Source organism: Helicobacter bilis ATCC 51630, assembly GCF_000686565.1.
Classification (GTDB): Bacteria; Campylobacterota; Campylobacteria; order Campylobacterales; family Helicobacteraceae; genus Helicobacter_A; species Helicobacter_A bilis.
Genome location: NZ_JMKW01000008.1, coordinates 51,608 through 69,617, shown reverse-complemented (window position 1 = coordinate 69,617; position 18,010 = coordinate 51,608). Strand labels below are relative to the sequence as shown.

Below are 18,010 nucleotides of genomic sequence, written 5' to 3'. Positions count from 1 at the left end.
AAATCCCACACAAACGCACTGGGCTATCTTAATAGTGATAATAGTGTGTTTGATGATAAAGGTTATTTTGCAACAGGGGATTTAGTAGAAGTAAAAACTATTAATGGGGAAGAGTATATAAAGATTATAGGCAGGGCAAAAGAAGTTATAAATGTAGGTGGAGAAAAAGTTATCCCACAAGAAGTTGAAGGGGTGCTATTACAGATTCCATTTATAAGTGATTGTGTTGTATATGGAGAATCTAATGCTATTACAGGGCAAAGTGTAAGTGTAAAGGTGGTGTTAGATTCTGAAAAAATAGAAGCAGTAGAATCTAAATCCCACGCTAATTCAAACTTAACGCTAAAAAAACATATCCGCACTTTCTGCAAAGACAAACTCGCCCCCTTTAAGATTCCAAGTAAAGTAAGCATTGTGGAATCTTTGGAAGTGAGTGAGAGATTTAAGAGAATAAAACCATAAGTAAAGGATAGGCAAACAATGAAAGCAAAAAACTCAAATAATTTTTATAGTATTGATGAGCTTAAAGAGTTGGGAATCACAATCCCAGAAAACCCAACAAACATTTTTATCTCAAAAAAAGCCAGTCTTTATAATACAGAACGCATAAGCATAGGCAATCATGTTCGCATTGATGATTTTGCTATTCTTGCAGGGAATATAAGCATTGGTAATTTCGTTCATATAGCAGCGGGTGCGATCTTGTCTGGTGGTGAAGTTGGAATTGTAATAGAGGACTTTTGTGGTCTTTCCTATCGCGTAAGTGTGTTTGTGGCAAGCGATGATTATAGTGGGGAAAGCCTGACAAATCCCATGATACCATCAAACTTTAAGTGTGTCAGCACTTCAAAGATTATTTTACAAAAGCATTGTATCGTAGGTGCTGGAAGTGTGATATTACCATCAAGTAAAGGCTTAAGTGAGGGGGTAAGTGTGGGGGCTTTAAGTCTTGTTTCTCGCCCTACAAAACCTTTTGGAATCTACTTTGGAAACCCCGCAAAAAGAATCTTAGAAAGAAGCAAAAATATTCTCACACTTGAAAAGGAATTTTTAGAATTTTTAAAGAATGAAAATCTAACTATGGGGGGGGGGGGTAAATACCCTTTTTATATCTATCCCAAACACCCCTTTACACAACCCCACAATATCTACACTTTTTGCTATCCCACACACAAGCCCTTATGTGCTTAAGGGGGCGGCATGAAAGCGACTTTTCATAACACAAGCATAAAAGGCATTTACACCATTGTGCCACCAAAGGTTATAGACATAGATTCCGAGCTTGACACCATTTACAAAGGTGATAAAAAGGGCTTAGAGCGGATTAAAAAAGTCATAGGCTTGCAAACTCGCCATATCGCTGAAAAGCACATTACCGCAAGTGATTTAGGACTGCAAGCTGCTACAAGACTTTTAGAATCTTTAGAAGTGGAAAGAGATAGCATTGATGCGCTTATTTTTGTAACGCAAAGCCCTGATTACTTCTGCCCAGCAAGTGCGTGCTATTTGCAAGGCAAACTCGGCTTAAGTCAATCCTGCCTTAGTTTTGATATAAATCAAGCTTGTGCAGGCTATCTCTATGGGCTATATGTGGCTCATAGTCTGTGTGATAGCGGCGGGGCAAATCGTGTGCTACTTATCGTTGGCGATACTTTAAGCAAGTTTGTTAATCCGCTAGATTCTAATTTAGCGCCGATGATGGGGGATGGGGTGAGTGCGACTTTGTTAGAACGCTCAAGCAATTCGTCTTTGGGTAATCATAGCGGCGATTTTGTGGATTTTGGGGCAACCGCAGACCTTATGTCTAGCTCTGCCCCAAAATCCACAAAAAGCCCCACTAACATCACCGCACTCGTGCGAAGCACTAGTCCATACTTGCAAAATACTAGAATTGTGGATTCTGCCATTGCTGAATCCCACGCCACCTCCGCCCCTTGTCATACTGAGCCTTTAGGCGAAGTATCTCACATAGAATCCAAAAGAGATTTTTCGCCTTTTTCAAAGGCTCAAAATGACAAGACCCCAGAATCTCAAGCAGATTCTACAAAGCTAGATTCCAGCAATTGTACAAACACCACTGCGAAAGTATCTTGGAGTGATTTTAAGGGTTGTGAAGCTTTGATCGCGGAGACTAGCCGTAAGGGCTGTCGCACAAGCGCAAAGCAAATCTCCCGCAAAAGCACCCAAGAGGCAACGCAGAATAAGCATTATTTTGAGTTGGGTAGCGATGGCTCTAAATTCCACCAACTCATAATCCCCGAAGGTGCGTGCAGAATCCCAACAAAAGAGATTATCACAGATTCTAAAGTATGGCAGACAAGCGAGACTAGAAGTCTTAAAGACTTATATATGGACGGAGCAGAGATTTTTAGCTTTGCGGTTTCTACCTATCCAAAGACATTTCAGGGCATTATAGATTACGCACAATGTGATAAAGAAGCGATTGATTACTTCTTTTTCCATCAAGCAAATAAATATATTGTAGATAATATCACGCGAAGTTTAGGGCTACCAAAAGAGAAAGTCCCAAACACCACGACAAATAAATATGGCAATCTTAGCGGCTGTTCAATCCCAGCGACAATATGCGACACTCTAGCAGAGTTAGCGAGTAACGGGCTAGAAACTCCTTTAAGGGTGCATTTAGCGGGATTTGGTGCGGGACTAGCGTGGGGCAATGCGGTGGTAACGCTAGATAAAGGATTTAAATGCCAAAAGGTAGGGGTTTATGAGTAATTGCGTTGTCTTTTGGGGGCATTCAGTATTGAGCGATAAATCGGCGATTTGCAAGTGTGGATTTGTTGCTTTGCAACTGCATCTACATTCGCTAACTGCGGCACTTACACCAAGCAAGCTTCTTGCTTCTGCTTCGCAAAGCCACGATTTACCAAAGAAACCTGTTACGACTTTGCCTTTCACCGCTTCGCTGATTTTTTCATCTCAATCCTTAGAATGCCAAGATTCCAAAAAAGTGGAATCTAGCAATACGGATTCTAAGTTTTGTCATACTGAGCCCTTAGGCGAAGTATCTAAAATTTTAAAATCTAAAAGAGATTTTTCGCCTTTTTCAAAGACTCGCACGAGCGAAACTCTTGCCCACACTTGCAAATATGACAAGAATCTAGATTCTATAAATTTTGCACCCTTACACCCTGCACCCGCCCAAGTAGCAGAAAAACTAAAATCTAAAAACACACAATCCACACAAAAGCTAAAAATGTTACATAATCTTTGCAGTCAAAGATTTACAAAAGCTGACTTTAAAGATTATGCAACTTTGCATAAAACAATATTCAAATTTCAACATTAAAGGATACACAATGACACAACACGACTTTTTAGCACACATCGCTGATGCAATCCAAAGAGATGAGCCATTAACGCCAGATATGCCCTTAGATTCTATTGAAGAATACGACAGCCTAGCCATTGTCTCACTCATCGCCCTATTTGAAAATCTCTTTGCTATACAAGTAAGCGGCAATGCCCTGCATAATTGCAAAAGTGTAAGCGATATAATCGCTTTAGCACAAGACAAATTAGAGGGCTAAATATGTTTAAACAAGAATGTTTTAGTAATAAACGCTTTTTAATCACAGGGGCTAGTAGCGGCTTAGGTGCGGCGATTGCCTTAGAGCTAAACGCACTTGGAGCGGAGGTTATAGCACTAGCAAGGGATAGTAAAAAGCTAGAATCTAAAAGGGAAAAAGCTCTATATAAAGAGCGGTTTATCCCTATTTCAAAGGATATTAGCGAGTATGTATCTTTGGATAAGTGGGCTTTGAGTCTCGCTAAAGAATATGGCAGCTTTGATGGAGCTGTGCTATCTGCTGGTCTCCAGCAGACAGCACCGATTTCATCGGTGCTGTCTGTGGAATCCGCCACCGCAATTTTTAATGTCAATTATTTTGGGAATTTACAGATTCTAAAAGGGCTGCTAGATAAAAGGGCAAAAAGTGCGGATAAGGCGTCTTTTGTGTGGATTAGCTCAAATGCAAGTGTAAAAGCACAAAAGGGTTTAAGCAACTATTCTGCTACAAAGGCAGGGGTGAATGCGGCGGTTAAATCAATCGCGCTAGAAATCGCCCCAAAATACCGCATAAACGCCATTAGCCCGGGCTTTGTCAAAACGGAGATGATAGAATCTTGGAGTAAAATCTATGATAAAGAGTATATTGAAGCAATGGATAAAGCCTATCCGCTAGGCATAGGGGAAGTGGGCGATATTACGCCGCTTGTGTGCTTTTTGTTGAGTGAATCTAGTCGGTGGATAACGGGGCAGAATATCATCATTGATGGTGGCGGGAGTTTGTAGTATGACATGTTTAAAAATGAAGAAAGGAAAACTATGGCACAAATAATTCGAGAAGAAGAATTGCAAGGAAAATATGTAAATTTACGCGAGATTACTTTGGCTGATGCGGCGTTTGTCGTTGCTCTTCGTTGTAGTCCAAAGGCAAAGTTTTTAAATCCAACTAAAAATGATGTAGGGTTGCAAGAGCAATACATTGAAAACTATTTTAAAAAGAATGATGAATGGTATTTCATTGTAGAAGACAAGCAAGGCAAGGCACTTGGGACGATTAGGATTCACAACGCACATGATGGTGAGTTTGGTTCTATTAGCTGGATTATGTCAGATGATGCTAAGCAAGAGCAAACCCTAGAAGGTGAATATCTTTTAAAGCATTATGCCTATCATGTCTTAGGATTCAATAAAAATTGCTTTGAAGTGCGTAAGGCAAATAAGAAAGTCGTGCAATATCACAAGTTTTGTGGATCACGCATTGTTGGAGAAACCGATATAGACTATCTTTTTGAGCTTACAAAAGATGAGTTTGATTCCAATAAACATAAACTTTTAGACCTTATGGAGATTTATGCTAAGGATTAGTTTCTTGTGCGTTAAACTGCGTAGCTATCATGGTAAAAATGTTTTTACCAACTAGATTCTAAAAGATTAGAATCTAGACTTTAGTTTATAAAGACTTTTTAAGACCGCATGATTCAAATAGCCAAACAATACTAAGTAAAGCCAATGATAATGCTATAATACACAATCTCAATTTATGATTTAGGAATAGCACATGATTATATTCAGTAGTTTTGATAATGACAAAAAGTTTATGCAAGTAAAAAGGCTTAGTGATTGTGATACTTTAGAAGCTGATAGCTATGCGTTTATATGTATAAAACATGCAGGCAAAGAAATGTTAGAATCTTATTTTACGCTTGGCAAAGAACTATATAAACATAATATCCCTTATGCCGTGTTGCTTGATAGCCCGGCTGTGCTTCAGTATTGTGGTCATACTAAAACAGAAGATGGTTCGTCAAAGTGGGAAAAACATATATATCGATATAGAGGCGATATTACTTATACAGACGATGAGAAGTATAAAAGCGAAGATATAGGTAGTCTTTTACCACTTCGAACACTACTTTTTATGTTTGCAAAGCATGGTGCAAGTTTTTTTATACTTGATAAGCAAAACTACGATTTTTTACCTGCGGCACAAACATGGATAGATCATTATTTACTTGATATAAAGCTTTTAGGACTCGTAGATTCTTATATGGAGATTGAAAATATTGCTTCGTGGTCTACATATCATGACTTTATGTATAACTTCTTAAAAAATTCCAACAAATACATTGGCATTGATGGCGTAGTAGAAAGAAGTTTGCTTGTTTTTAAATAAAGTATATTACCAATTATTTTGATTATACTAATACGAAAGGAATAATATGCTTGGTTTTAATGACTTATTGAATCTGTTTAGCACAGATATAGAGTGGAATACACATAAAGCTGCAGTGTTTCGCTACTCACATGGTTTTTGCTATTTTCATGCGATAGAGAGATTGCCAAAGATAGACGCACAAAAGCTAATAGGCGTGAGAGAAAATTATGAGTTATTAGAAAATAATACAAGAAATTTCTGTGAAAATAGCCCTGCTGCAAATGCACTTTTATGGGGTGCAAGGGGCTGTGGTAAAAGCTCTATTGTAAAAGCGGTATGCTATGAATACGCAAATAAATATCCAAATCTTCGTGTGCTTGAGGTTGAGAGTAAAGATATTGCGATTTTGCCGCTTTTGTTTGATTGTATGCGTTTGCTTAGGGAATATAAATTCATTGTGTTTTGCGATGACTTGACTTTTAATACAAATACTTCCACATATCATGGGTTAAAAAGCACACTTGATGGTTCTATGGAGCAACAAGCAGAAAATATACTCATATATGCTACTTCAAATCTGCGGCATTTAATGCCAGAAAAGGCGGATTTAAACATGCTGCATACACAAGATTCTATACATGAAGTCCTTGCTTTAAGCGATAGATTCCCATTGCAGATTGGCTTTTATGACAATGGGCAAAAAGAGTATTTAGAAATACTAGAGCATTTAATAAGAGAAGAAAATAGCGATTTATCACAAGAGATGATAACATGTATCATGCAAGAAATAAAGCAAGATTCTCTAAACTTTGCTACAAAAATTGGCAATAGAAATCCACGCACAGCAAAAAGCTACTATGCCCTAAATCATGCTAGAATCCTAAATTTCATAAAGACTAAGAATGACTAATAAGATATAAGGGAAGGTATGCAAAAAGATTTTTTTACAAGTCAAAATAGTAAGCTTTTTTGCAACACAGGATTACATTTTGTGCTAACAAATCGCTATCATGGCGTAAGTAATGCCCCGTATAATAATCTCAATCTCGCCTATCATGTCAATGATAACTTAGAATCTGTAAAGAAAAATCGAGCATATATCATGCAGAAATACTATGAAAATAAAACGCTTTTGTATCTTAATCAAATCCATTCTAATACTATTTTTACTATACGAGAAAATAGGGGTATTTTAGAATCTTATCTGTTGTTTCAGTTTGCGTTTTTATATTGCATTCAAGCCCAGTTGCCTCATTAGCACAAAAAAAGAAAGTGTGCCAATGTCTCTTATTGATAAACCTTATTTTCATAGCGTAAATCTACTCAATCACTCTCTTGCCTACTCTCACTTTGCGCTTGTAATTCCGGTTCTTTTTTGCCTGTGTTTCTAATCCTATTATGTGCGTAATCTACAATTCTTTGTGCGATTTTTTGCAAAGGTAGTATCTCTCGCACAGCACCGATTTCAATAGCTTTTTTAGGCATACCAAATACAACACAGCTTGCTTCATCTTGTGCGATAGTATATGCACCATTATCAAACAATTCTTTCATACCTATCATGCCATCATCGCCCATTCCAGTAAGGATAATAGCAAGGGCGTTTTTACCTGAGGCATTATTCGCGCTTCTAAATAATACATCAACACTTGGTCTATGCCTGCTGACCCTATTTGCTTCAAGCGGTGAAGCATAATATTTCCCTCCCTCACAACTTACCACAACATGTGCATCACCATTTGCAACATAGGCACAATCACTTTGCAACTGCGTCTTTGCATTGACTTCAAATATATCGATTTGACTATGTGCGTTTAGCCTTGCTACTAGCGATGCGGAAAAAAGCTTTGGGATATGCTGCACTACAACAATAGGCGGTAATCCCTTTGGTAATTCTGCAAAAATTTTATTCAGTGCCTCTGTCCCACCTGTTGAGCTGCCGATCACAATGAGTTTATCTCTTGATAATACGCAAGGATTTTTAGGCAATACTGAATCTGGGTGATATTTCTGCTCTATCTGTCGCGATAAAACATTGTTATTACTTTTTTTGTCATCTTTTTTTAACGCCATACCACTCTCTCCCCTACAATATGCCTATCGTTGATTCTGAATTTTTTACAAACATTTTATTACCAAGTCGTTCAAAATATGGGCTAAGGCTTAATATATCTTCTGAATGCCCCAAATACAATGTGCCGCCTACTTTTAACACATTATGCAATTTTGTGAGTATGCTTTCTTGATCTTTAGGTTTAAAGTATATAAGCACATTTCGACAAAAAACCATGTCAAATTCACCTGCACTAAAAGGATAAGTCTTATTAAAAAGATTTAATTGTTGAAATGTAATCATACTTTTGAGACTACTTTTGGCACGCAGTGATACCACATCTTTTGATACTACTTTCACAATGTCAAAATACTTATCAAGCTCTACCCAGTCTGGAATCTTGTTTAATCTAGAATCAAGGATATATTCACCCTTTCTTGCAAGCTCAAGCATACTTGTATCAATATCTGTTGCAATAATCTTAATCGAAGAGGTTGAATTATAAAGTGTTTTTGCATAAAGACAAGTGGCAGCTATAGAGTATGGCTCTTCACCGCTTGAGCTTGCAGAGCAAAATATTTTTACCGCACTATTACTGCGTAAAAGTGGTATCAAAGTGCGATTTAACATATCATTGAAATGATAAGATTCTCGAAATAAATCTGTTTTATTTGTAGTAAAGTTATTGATGAATACCTGCTTTACTTGTGCGTTTGTCTTCACAAGATATAAAAGATCATCAAGGCTTTTAATGTTAGCACAAACAGCTTCTTTTTGTAATGAATTGATTCTATTTTGTATCATCGTTTGACGCGTATCAGTAAGGTAAATACCACAAATATCATACAAAGTGTCTTGTATCTGCCGCAATGTTTTAGAATCTAGCTTCCAAGTATTCTCTTTCAAAAATGCCCCTTAATAAAATCTCAAAAATATATACATAAATCTTATTTTTGCAAATGTTTTTACTATAATGTTAGCATATTTTTTTGAAATAGGGACGAAAACATGCGGCTTGGTGTAAATATTGATCACATTGCGTATTTGCGTGAAACTAGAAAGATAAACGATCCTGACCCACTTGAAGCAATCTTTATTGCAAAAAGGGCTGGGGCAGACCAAATCACAATTCACTTGCGAGAAGATAGGCGACATATACATGATAGCGATTTATATCGCATTGCAGAATCTAGCTTTTTACCGCTTAATGTGGAGTGTTGCAGTGAGATAGATATGCTGCATTTAGTAAGCAAGGTAAAGCCACACAGAGTAACACTTGTGCCAGAAAAAAGAGATGAGGTAACAACTGAAGGTGGATTAAGGCTATCTCAAACACTCTTAGAATCTCTAAAGATTCTAAGAGACAATGAAATACAAATCGCGCTTTTTATCGACCCAAATATTGAGAGTATAGAAAAAAGTGCGGAATTTGCAGAAACACTAAAAGTGCCTATCGCAGTGGAGCTACACACAGGAAAGTATGCAAATATCTCTCTTATGCTTAACTCTAATCTATCTCGCACACATAATTCTATACAAGAGTTACAATATGATAGGAAGACATTGCACGCCATGCTAACACAAGAGTTGCAGAATTTGCAAGAGATAACGCACCAAGCATGCAAGGCAAATCTAAATGTATATGCTGGACATGGGCTAAACTATGCAAATGTGAGAGATATTGTAAATATACAGGGCATAGAAGAGTTAAATATCGGGCAAAGCATTATAGCGCGTTCAATCTTTGTGGGATTAGAACAAGCAATAAAAGATATGAAAGAGTTAGTTGGGTAGTTTTGTTGTTTGTTGGTTATGGGATTTTATTTCATAGCGTTATGTTTTGTATTTATGATTGTGTGTTAAGCCTTTATTTATGTTGCCCCAATATCCGATCAAATACAGCTTAATCCTACATTAACATTCACAAAGCCTTTTACTTGAGCGTAGTGGATTCTAGCATAAATCTTTCATCATAGAGTCCATACACTTAGAGAGTTAAAGCATTAAAACTAGAATCTAACATCGCATTTTCTAAGCTTCTTTGCGAGAAGAGAAATCGCCTATCACACACAAATCCAAGCTCCCGCCAATCTGTGTTGTTTAGCTTATCACATAAATTTTGCAACATTATAGAATCCACTTTAAACTTTGGAAAAATCGCCAAGATTGAGCCATCATAGGCTTTGCAAGGGTGTAAGAAAAAGGGCTTTTTATTGCGTGTTTTGGTATTGACATAAATGCGAGGCATTTCGTTTTTATCACAAGCTTTAGCAATCACGCTAAGATTGAGCTTAGCTCCCTCTTGCCTTATCATATCCAAAAGTTGCAGCATACGACTTGAGCGAGGCTTTTGTGTAATATTATGATCGCAAAGCAAACTTATATATTTCATTTTTTTCCTTTTTTAGAATCTTAAAAGCTATTTTACTCTTTAGAAAATCTTTTTAGCAACTCTAAAAAATAGAATCTTTACTAGTTTGAATATCAATTCTTTCTTAATCCTTGTACCAACTAGGGAGTGCTTTAAGGCTGAAAGCATTATCAAACATACAAGCTGTGTTTGCAATTTTTAATACCTGCCAAGATTCTAAAGAGGCATTGAAAAAATAGGCATTTTCAAAACAGCTTATAAAATTCTTCACTTGAGAGACATTCCACTTTTCTATCCCGCTAAAATCCCTCCGAATTGATCTAGCAAAGCAGGATTCCATACTTGTTACTTTGCTTGTATCAAGGCTACTTAGTGGGATTTCCTCAATGTTTGCAAACATTGCCAAAGTCTCATTATCCACTTCAATGACTTCTCCCCTCTTGATAGAATCTAAGCTACTCATAAATCTTTGCAAAGCTTTAAAATAAGCCAAAGCATCTTTATCTTCTTGAAAAATCGTTCCGTAACTATTACCACCCTTTGTGGTTAATATAATATATTCATCAATCTTTTGTTGTAAAAAACTCTCAAAATCCTCTCCTTTGTCGTTTTTTCTGCCTTTGTGCAACCCGAGGAAAAGAGCATATTCTAAAACATCATAAGTTTTATCTTCAAACATAGCAAAGACAAAAGGCACGATTCTTTGAGTCCGTAATGGTGCATACGCAGTGTCGTTATCTAGCAAATCTGCCCCCTCTTTACCCAAAACAGCAAGATTTATGCCACCTTGTGGTGGCAACCCTTGGAAACTATTATCTAGCACTTCCTCGCTAAAAAGCTTGTTTCTTAAGGCATAGATAAGGGCATACTGCGAATCTGCAGTGCTAGATTTGCGATTATACATACCATTATAAAGTGTAATGCCTGTGCTATAGATTTCATTAAGGCTAAAGCCCTGCGAGATAAGCAGCTCCCATATTTTCTTTAACATTCCATCTTTTTCTATCTCTAAGCCCTCAATGCCTTGAAATTCCACTTCAATTTTTAACATCTTGTCCCAATCATATCTTAAGCGATTGAGATGTTCTTGCGTAAAGGCTATACCATTTTTCACTAGCACTGCTGCAATATCTGCTCTGCCTGAATCTAGAACATTTTTTAAAAAGTCTTCTCTGCTTTGGTGCATACCTAATACGAAGCTTTTATCTTTTGCATTGTCAATGAGAAATTCCACAAGTTCTAAAGGCAGGAAAGTTGATACTTCTATGGATTGGTTATAAGATTCTTCTCTAATCTCTATCCTTGCATACCACCTCTTATCTCTTAAGCATATTTTAAAGACTTTGTATAAATCTTTATCGCTGATTTTCCTGCCTTTTTTTGCAATAAGGATATTTTGTAGTGCTTCTAGTGCTTTTTGGTAAATCCCCACATAGTAAGCTATCTCTCTATCGCTCTCTGCGTCATCAATAAAGGCACAAATTGACTTAATGTCTGTAAGTTCCATATTATTCCTCCTGTGTAAATCCTTTGTATCTGGGCATTATATCGTTTTTTTTTTTTGTAAATGCAAGATTGTATATTAGATTATAATAAATTGTATTAGCTCAAAGTGTTAAATTCACCATTTAAATCTTTTTAGATATTCATTTTTCGCACTTCAATATCTTGTTTTTAGAATCTGCTGCTTGAAGCGGAGTAAAGAATTGATATATCACATAAATAACAAAAAAATAAGAGAAGAAAATTTGCATTATTTTCCTTGATTTTTTTATAAAAAATTGCTATATTCTAAGCTTTAAATACCAAATTCACGCTTAAGGCGCACAAAGGATTCTCAATGATAGCTCAAAATATCACCGAACTCATCGGCAATACGCCGATTTTACATCTCCAACAATTCGCCCCCAATCTCTATGGCAAATGCGAATTTTTAAACCCAAGCCATTCTGTCAAAGACCGCCCAGCTTATGCGATGATAGAGCAGGCTATGAAAGAGGGAAAAATCACTAAAGATACTACGATTGTAGAATGCACAAGTGGCAATATGGGCATATCTCTAGCAATGATTTGCGCTTCTTTGGGGCTTAAAATCATCATCACAATGCCAGAATCTATGAGCATAGAAAGACGCAAGATGATAGCTTTGTTTGGTGCGAATCTTGTGCTTACTCCTGCAAGTGAGGGTATGAAAGGCGCACTTGATAAGGCTCAAGAGATTTTAGATTCTACACCAAACTCATTTATGCCAAGTCAATTTGAGAATCTAGCAAACAAAGAAATGCACAAACGCACAACTGCGCTAGAGATTTATAAAAGTTTTGAGGGTAAATTAGATTATTTTGTCGCAGGATTTGGCACAGGCGGGACAATCAGCGGTGTAGGCGAAGTGCTAAAAGAAAAGATTCCAAACATTCAAATCATAGGCGTAGAACCAGCTGCCTCACCACTGCTTAGCAAAGGACAAGCAGGACCGCACAAGATTCAAGGCATTGGTGCAAACTTTATCCCCAAAATCCTTAATCGCGATGTGATAGATACTATTAAAGTCGTAGAAAATGAAGTTGCTATCAAAATGGCGCAAGATTTGGGCAAAATCGGCGCAATGGTAGGTATATCTAGCGGAGCAAATGTCGCTATCGCACTAGAGATTGCAAAAAACAATCCAAACAAAAAAGTGCTTACAATGCTCAATGACACAGCGGAACGATACCTTTCGACAGATTTATTTAATACGCTTTAGGGTTTGTGTAGTAGAGATGAGCTAGGCTTTACTCATCGGGTATTACGCGATAGGAAAATGGAATAGTGTATTGCGTGTCTTCTTGCAAATTGTGCGTCTGGCATTGTGCTTTTATACAGGCTTTAGCTTTGTGAAGCACTCTTGTGATGTGTGGGGCAAACTCGCTTTTGGGCTTATCAAATGCGAGAGATTGAATCTCGCAAGTATTAGCCTTGAGTATAAAGCTAACTTTTAGGTTTTCTTCTTTGCCAAGTTGCAGGAGTTCTTTAGGATAGGTATTGTGCTTATCTAGGCATTGTTTTATGGCTTTGGTTTTATAGCTTTGTGAAAAAAGGGGCTAGGCTTGAGTGCGTCTCTATGGTGGCTTTGTGCGAATCTTTTGCTAAGTCTTTAAAGCCTATCAGCAGATACACAAATACAAAGAGCCAAAACAATGTGCCAATAATGCCATAAAATAGTGCATATTTTTTCATCATAGAGCCTTTTTGGAGCAAAACTCGGCAAAAGTTAGGCGATTTTACAGCTCCGTTTTTAAAACCGCGCCATTTGCGGCGTTGCTTACAAGTAGTGAGTAGCGTTTAAGCCATTTGCTCTTTATCTCTTTTTTGATTGGCTTCCATTTTGCCTTTCTAGATTCTAGAATCTTAGAATCTACTCTCAATTCCAAGCTCCCACGCGAGACAGAAATCTCTATTTCATCACCATCTTCAATGAGTGCGATAAGCCCCCCTTCAGCAGCCTCTGGGCTTATATGCCCGATACACGCCCCCCTTGTCGCCCCACTAAATCGCCCATCGGTTATGAGTGCTACGCTTTCGCCCAAGCCCATTCCCATAATAAGACTTGTAGGGCTTAACATCTCTTGCATTCCCGGTCCTCCCTTTGGTCCTTCATAGCGGATAACTACCACGCTTCCAGCCTTTACTTTGCCCCCAGCAATGCCCTTAATCGCTTCATCTTGGGAGTTAAAGCAAATTGCCTTGCCGCTAAATTCTTTCATAGATTCTGCCACAGCGGCTACTTTTAGCACCGCACCTTGCTCGCATAAATTACCAAAAAGGATTTTTAATCCGCCAACTTGTGAGTAGGCATTGTCATTATGGCGGATAATTTCGGGGTCTGTGATATTTGCGTTTGCTATTCTCTCCCCCAAAGTTTCGCCGGTGATTGTGAGAGCGTCTAGGTGTAAAATAGCTTCTGTTTTGCGTGTTGTCCCTTTATTGTTGCTGGAATTTGCCGCCATAGAATCTAATCCTACAATTGCATTAAACTGCTCTTTATTTGTTTTAAAATATGTGCCTTGTATGGTATCTCCATACTTATCAAAAAAACTATAGCTTTCTTTGTAATATTTTTTTATTTCCAAACTTACATCGTTTATATCTATATTTAATTCGTTGATGTATTGTAGAGTGATTAAATCCTCTGCATTCTCTATTATCTCAAAAATACCATCAAATTTTTGCTGACCAAAGGCATAGGTTAGAACCTTATCGCCTTTTTTCATTTCTTCTGAGCATTTTCCATACCTTCTTATATTTCCACTCTCGTTATATTTATCCCACTGCCATTTTCCACTTATTCTCAATTGTGCTTCTTCTTCATTGTTGTAATAACCTGCAATCCAATAATCCACTGCATTGCCACGCTTAGAAATCTCATTCATTACCGCTGACACTCCCCCCGCTCGGTTTATGTCTTCCATATGCACACTACTTAATGCTGGGGCGATTTTAGCGATATGTGCGACATTTGCGGCAATATTATTGATAGATTCTAGGTTAAAATCCACTTCCGCTTCCTTAGCAATGGCTAACATATGTAAAATCGTATTCGTGCTGCCCCCCATTGCCATATCCACGACAAAGGCGTTATGCACGGCTTTTGCATTCAAAATATTGCGGAATCTAAACTTTTCACTTAGGCTAGAATCTAGGGCAATCTCTACAATGCGTCTAGCCCCCTGCCTTAGCAACTCTTCTCGCTCTGGCGTTAAAGCCGGGATTGTGCCATTGCCAGGCAACGCCACGCCCATAGCCTCACACAGAGTATTCATAGAGTTTGCTGTAAACATTCCGCTGCAACTCCCCCCACTAGGACAGGCTTGGCACTCTATCTCGTGCAGTCTTTTTTCATCAATCTTACCGCTTTCATACGCACCTACCGCTTCAAACGCGGAGTTTAGATCCAAAATTGTGCCATCACTCAAACGCCCTGCTTTCATAGGACCGCCACTCACAAAGATTGTAGGCACATTCACACGCAATGCCCCCATAAGCATTCCGGGCACGATTTTATCGCAGTTTGGTAGGCAAATCATCGCATCTAACGCGTGGGCGTTCATCACAGATTCTATGCAATCAGCAATCAGCTCTCGACTTGGCAGAGAGTAGAGCATACCGCTATGCCCCATAGCGATGCCATCATCTACGCCAATGGTGTTAAACTCAAAAGGTACGCCCCCTGCCTTGCGGATTTCGTCCTTTACAATCTCGGCATATTTATTTAGGAAAAAATGCCCCGGAATGATGTCAATATAGCTATTTGCCACGCCGATAAAGGGCTTATTAAAATCCTCATCTTTTAGCCCTGTTGCCCTTAGCAAACTTCTGTGTGGGGCGCGATTATGTCCCTTTTTTACAATATCACTTCGCATAGAATCTCCTTAATATTTTGTAGTAAATAATTATACTTGAAGATTCTTAGAATCTCGTTTGTGGATTCTAGGCTTGGGGGCAGTGCTTTAGAATCTATAAAGTGGATTCTATATAGTGTGTAAGCTCTAGCTCTAGGGCTTTTGCTTTCTCTTGTGTGGTGGCAATGCTAGATTCTATCTTGTGTATATGAGCTACAATTTTTTCTTGCACTTTCAAAGGCGGCAGGGGGATTTTTAGATTTTGTAAATCACCTTGAGATATTGCAGGGTAAAGAGCTCCAGACATTATTTGATTAAAAATATCAATGCCAATTTGAGATTGTAAAATGTGCTTTATATAATGATTTGTTACGATATTTTTAGAATCCACAACTGCAAACCCACTAGAAACAACAAAGTTATTATATTCTTGTTCTACAACTGCAAATGCACCAAGATTTGGTCTAGTTAGCGAAATCAATAACTCTCCTGTTTTAACGAGTGTTTTTGCACGAGATGGGGCATTATCATAATGAATCAATGAATACCCATCAATGCCTTTTTGTGTAACATTAGAAATTTGAATATAAGGAAATGTTTCATTTTTGTAATACTTATGCCAATTTCTATTGATAATCTCACAAATCTCGCCGAGTGTTTTAACTTCCCAGCCGTGCGGTGGCGGAGTAGGGATAGAATCTAGTAGGGCTTTTAAGTCTAGTCCCGTCATTGCGAGATTTTGCGTAGCAAAATCGTGGCAATCCATAGATTCTGTAAAATCCGCTTTTATGTTGTTTTGTGGATTATGGAAAGCTTCGGCTTCGCCTCGCAATGACAATGTGTCAAAATCTCTTTTAGATTCTATGTTTGTAGATACTTCGGCTATCGCCTCAGTATGACAATTTGGCTGTTCGGTATGGTAGGGGATAGAATCAGTGTGGCAAAGGTTTATAGCAATGCTTTGATTATGCCTTGTGTCCCAGCGGTCTAGGTCTTTAAAGCGGATAATGAAGACCTTTTGCCTTTTTGCTTCTTGCTTTTTTTCCAGTCCAAGTGCTATATATATATATGCCTCTATCTCATCTTTTAGGCGTTTTTCTTCTTCTTGCAAGGCTTTAATTTGTGCTTTTATGGATTCTATTTTGGCGACTATTTGCTTTTGAATCTTAAGTGGGGGCAGGGGGATTTTTATTTTTAGTAATTCTTTAAATGAAATGTATTGCCTATTTGTTGTCCCTGTAACTTGAGAATCCAAAAATTGTTGAAAAAACTTGCAAGAAAAAAGATGTTGTAAAAATAATAAATCAATTTTATCAGTATTTATTTTAGCTTGTATCATATTGTGTGAAGCGTAATACCCAATATGCTCTGTTAAAGTAACGCCAAAAGCACCATTTTTTGTATCCACTTTACACCAAAATAAATTGCCCTCTTGAATTTTTTGATAGCGTTTTGTTGTTTTTGTTATAAGTGTATTGCCCTTTGCCGTTCTGTTGTGATATACGCCTAACCCATAAGAGCGAACGCCCAAAATATTATAGTCTTTGTTTGGATTAAGTGTTTCGTATTCAACTTCTGCTTGTGATAGAAGGTCTTCAAATAATACTTGCTTATGGCTTGATTGCAAAGATAGGCTAACATTACTTTTTATATCCCACCGCACTAAATCCCTAAACCATACAACTTGCACTTTACTCATTTTTATTCCTTACTCACTTATTTTTAGAATCTTGCGTTATAATTCTATTGTTTTCAAGGGGATCCTTGTTCCCCACTCTTTGTTCCTTGCTTTTTCTTACTACTAGCTTTTTTATCATTTCTTTAAACTTTCCTTGTGATTTTTAGAATCTTGTGTTATAATGTCGGCGTTTTCAAGGGGATCCTTTTCCCCACCCTTTACTTTCTCTACAAAATAGCTTATAAAATCTCTCAAAAACAATTCAATTTTACTTGTTTCTATACTGATGATTATCTTTTCTTTACCACTTTTTACGGATACACTTAGTCTTGGTTTGCCTTGTTCGTTGAGTTTATAGAGATTCTCAAAGTGAAAGGCTCTATTGCGAAGATTCCTAAAAAGATTAAGAAAAATGCTGACTTTTTGGTAGTTTCTTAAAGGTTTAGTCTTAAAGCTGTTTTTATTCCCATTAAAATAGCGTTTAAAGTCTAGGGTATCTAAAAATTCTTTGTCAAAAAGCTTGTTGTGGATTTTGTAAAAATCTATAACCTTAAGCCAGAATCCTAAGCTTTGATGTGAGATGATTTGATGTGGCTTAGTATGCTTTGGGCTTGTCTTTAGCTCTAGCTCTTGTGGCAATTCATCTAGCCATTTAGCATTATCAAGCACAAGGGTGGCATTTATGTGATTTCGCAGGATAATCTCTAGCATTCCTAATGTTTGGGCTATGCGTGATATAAGGGCTAGATTATCAAAATGCTCTTGCGTGCTTGCATAAGCGTTTAGTCGCTCTTGTGAAAAAAGGCTTTGTAATTGTGCGGTGCTGAGTGTGTGAAACATTATTAC

20 protein-coding genes and 1 pseudogene are annotated in these 18,010 nt (G+C 37.6%); 13 read left to right on the top strand and 8 right to left on the bottom strand.

Features of this window, described 5'->3' with window-relative positions:
• From T368_RS0102770 to T368_RS0102725, 10 genes are all read left to right on the top strand, one after another.
• A partial coding sequence (locus tag T368_RS0102770) for an AMP-binding enzyme (protein ID WP_027338278.1) occupies window positions 1–462 on the top strand: 462 nt, incomplete at its 5' end.
• An 18-nt stretch (window positions 463–480) separates the two neighbouring features.
• Window positions 481–1,191: an acyltransferase gene (locus T368_RS13065; protein ID WP_237022138.1), complete on the top strand. Its 711-nt coding sequence runs from the start codon at window positions 481–483 to the stop codon at window positions 1,189–1,191.
• 9 nt (window positions 1,192–1,200) lie between these two features.
• Window positions 1,201–2,736, top strand: a complete 1,536-nt coding sequence (locus tag T368_RS0102760) for a 3-oxoacyl-[acyl-carrier-protein] synthase III C-terminal domain-containing protein (protein WP_004084360.1) — start codon at window positions 1,201–1,203, stop codon at window positions 2,734–2,736.
• Window positions 2,729–3,310 carry a hypothetical protein gene (locus tag T368_RS0102755; protein WP_004084358.1) on the top strand — a complete coding sequence of 194 codons (582 nt, stop codon included), beginning with the start codon at window positions 2,729–2,731 and terminating at the stop codon, window positions 3,308–3,310. The genes T368_RS0102760 and T368_RS0102755 overlap by 8 nt, the downstream gene beginning before the upstream one ends.
• Before the next feature lie 10 nt (window positions 3,311–3,320).
• The gene (locus T368_RS0102750) at window positions 3,321–3,551 is read left to right on the top strand and encodes an acyl carrier protein (RefSeq protein ID WP_004084356.1); all 231 of its coding nucleotides are present in this window, start codon (window positions 3,321–3,323) and stop codon (window positions 3,549–3,551) included.
• Between the two features lie 2 nt (window positions 3,552–3,553).
• Entirely contained in the window at window positions 3,554–4,315 is a 762-nt protein-coding gene (locus T368_RS0102745) for an SDR family NAD(P)-dependent oxidoreductase (protein ID WP_004084354.1), read from the top strand.
• A 33-nt stretch (window positions 4,316–4,348) separates the two neighbouring features.
• Window positions 4,349–4,894 (top strand): GNAT family N-acetyltransferase, encoded by a 546-nt coding sequence (locus T368_RS0102740; RefSeq protein ID WP_004084352.1) that lies wholly within the window; start codon window positions 4,349–4,351, stop codon window positions 4,892–4,894.
• Window positions 4,895–5,087: 193 nt separating this feature from the next.
• Window positions 5,088–5,702: a hypothetical protein gene (locus T368_RS0102735; RefSeq protein WP_004084351.1), complete on the top strand. Its 615-nt coding sequence runs from the start codon at window positions 5,088–5,090 to the stop codon at window positions 5,700–5,702.
• 46 nt (window positions 5,703–5,748) lie between these two features.
• Window positions 5,749–6,594 (top strand): DUF815 domain-containing protein, encoded by an 846-nt coding sequence (locus T368_RS0102730; protein ID WP_004084350.1) that lies wholly within the window; start codon window positions 5,749–5,751, stop codon window positions 6,592–6,594.
• Window positions 6,595–6,612: 18 nt separating this feature from the next.
• Complete coding sequence (locus tag T368_RS0102725; RefSeq protein WP_004084349.1) at window positions 6,613–6,942, top strand: laccase domain-containing protein; 330 nt, start codon at window positions 6,613–6,615, stop codon at window positions 6,940–6,942.
• A gap of 65 nt (window positions 6,943–7,007) precedes the next feature.
• Here T368_RS0102725 and T368_RS0102720 read toward each other — a convergent pair whose 3' ends face one another.
• On the bottom strand, window positions 7,008–7,757 hold the full coding sequence (locus T368_RS0102720) for a CheB methylesterase domain-containing protein (protein WP_004084348.1): 750 nt from the start codon (window positions 7,755–7,757) through the stop codon (window positions 7,008–7,010).
• A gap of 13 nt (window positions 7,758–7,770) precedes the next feature.
• The gene (locus tag T368_RS0102715) at window positions 7,771–8,643 is read right to left on the bottom strand and encodes a CheR family methyltransferase (RefSeq protein ID WP_004084347.1); all 873 of its coding nucleotides are present in this window, start codon (window positions 8,641–8,643) and stop codon (window positions 7,771–7,773) included.
• A gap of 102 nt (window positions 8,644–8,745) precedes the next feature.
• Here T368_RS0102715 and T368_RS0102710 point away from each other — a divergent pair, with 102 nt between their 5' ends.
• Window positions 8,746–9,531, top strand: a complete 786-nt coding sequence (locus T368_RS0102710; RefSeq protein WP_004084346.1) for a pyridoxine 5'-phosphate synthase — start codon at window positions 8,746–8,748, stop codon at window positions 9,529–9,531.
• Between the two features lie 193 nt (window positions 9,532–9,724).
• Here T368_RS0102710 and T368_RS14790 read toward each other — a convergent pair.
• Together T368_RS14790 and T368_RS0102700 are read right to left on the bottom strand one after the other, a co-directional pair.
• Window positions 9,725–9,979, bottom strand: a pseudogene (locus T368_RS14790) (class I SAM-dependent methyltransferase); the annotation flags it as partial.
• Window positions 9,980–10,232: 253 nt separating this feature from the next.
• Window positions 10,233–11,615 (bottom strand): BspA family leucine-rich repeat surface protein, encoded by a 1,383-nt coding sequence (locus T368_RS0102700; RefSeq protein ID WP_004084342.1) that lies wholly within the window; start codon window positions 11,613–11,615, stop codon window positions 10,233–10,235.
• Window positions 11,616–11,948: 333 nt separating this feature from the next.
• Here T368_RS0102700 and cysK point away from each other — a divergent pair, with 333 nt between their 5' ends.
• Together cysK and T368_RS16505 are read left to right on the top strand one after the other, a co-directional pair.
• Window positions 11,949–12,851: a cysteine synthase A gene (cysK, locus tag T368_RS0102690; RefSeq protein WP_004084339.1), complete on the top strand. Its 903-nt coding sequence runs from the start codon at window positions 11,949–11,951 to the stop codon at window positions 12,849–12,851.
• A gap of 70 nt (window positions 12,852–12,921) precedes the next feature.
• Window positions 12,922–13,086 (top strand): hypothetical protein, encoded by a 165-nt coding sequence (locus T368_RS16505; protein ID WP_230455583.1) that lies wholly within the window; start codon window positions 12,922–12,924, stop codon window positions 13,084–13,086.
• A 79-nt stretch (window positions 13,087–13,165) separates the two neighbouring features.
• Here the strand turns inward: T368_RS16505 and T368_RS16500 are convergent, their stop codons facing one another.
• The 4 genes from T368_RS16500 to T368_RS0102660 form a co-directional block, all read right to left on the bottom strand.
• Complete coding sequence (locus T368_RS16500) at window positions 13,166–13,324, bottom strand: hypothetical protein (protein ID WP_230455582.1); 159 nt, start codon at window positions 13,322–13,324, stop codon at window positions 13,166–13,168.
• 44 nt (window positions 13,325–13,368) lie between these two features.
• Window positions 13,369–15,507 carry a dihydroxy-acid dehydratase domain-containing protein gene (locus tag T368_RS17365; RefSeq protein WP_004084336.1) on the bottom strand — a complete coding sequence of 713 codons (2,139 nt, stop codon included), beginning with the start codon at window positions 15,505–15,507 and terminating at the stop codon, window positions 13,369–13,371.
• A gap of 94 nt (window positions 15,508–15,601) precedes the next feature.
• Window positions 15,602–17,185, bottom strand: a complete 1,584-nt coding sequence (locus T368_RS14440) for a restriction endonuclease subunit S (protein ID WP_004084334.1) — start codon at window positions 17,183–17,185, stop codon at window positions 15,602–15,604.
• Between the two features lie 114 nt (window positions 17,186–17,299).
• Entirely contained in the window at window positions 17,300–18,004 is a 705-nt protein-coding gene (locus T368_RS0102660; protein WP_004084331.1) for a hypothetical protein, read from the bottom strand.
• Window positions 18,005–18,010: the final 6 nt, after the last annotated feature.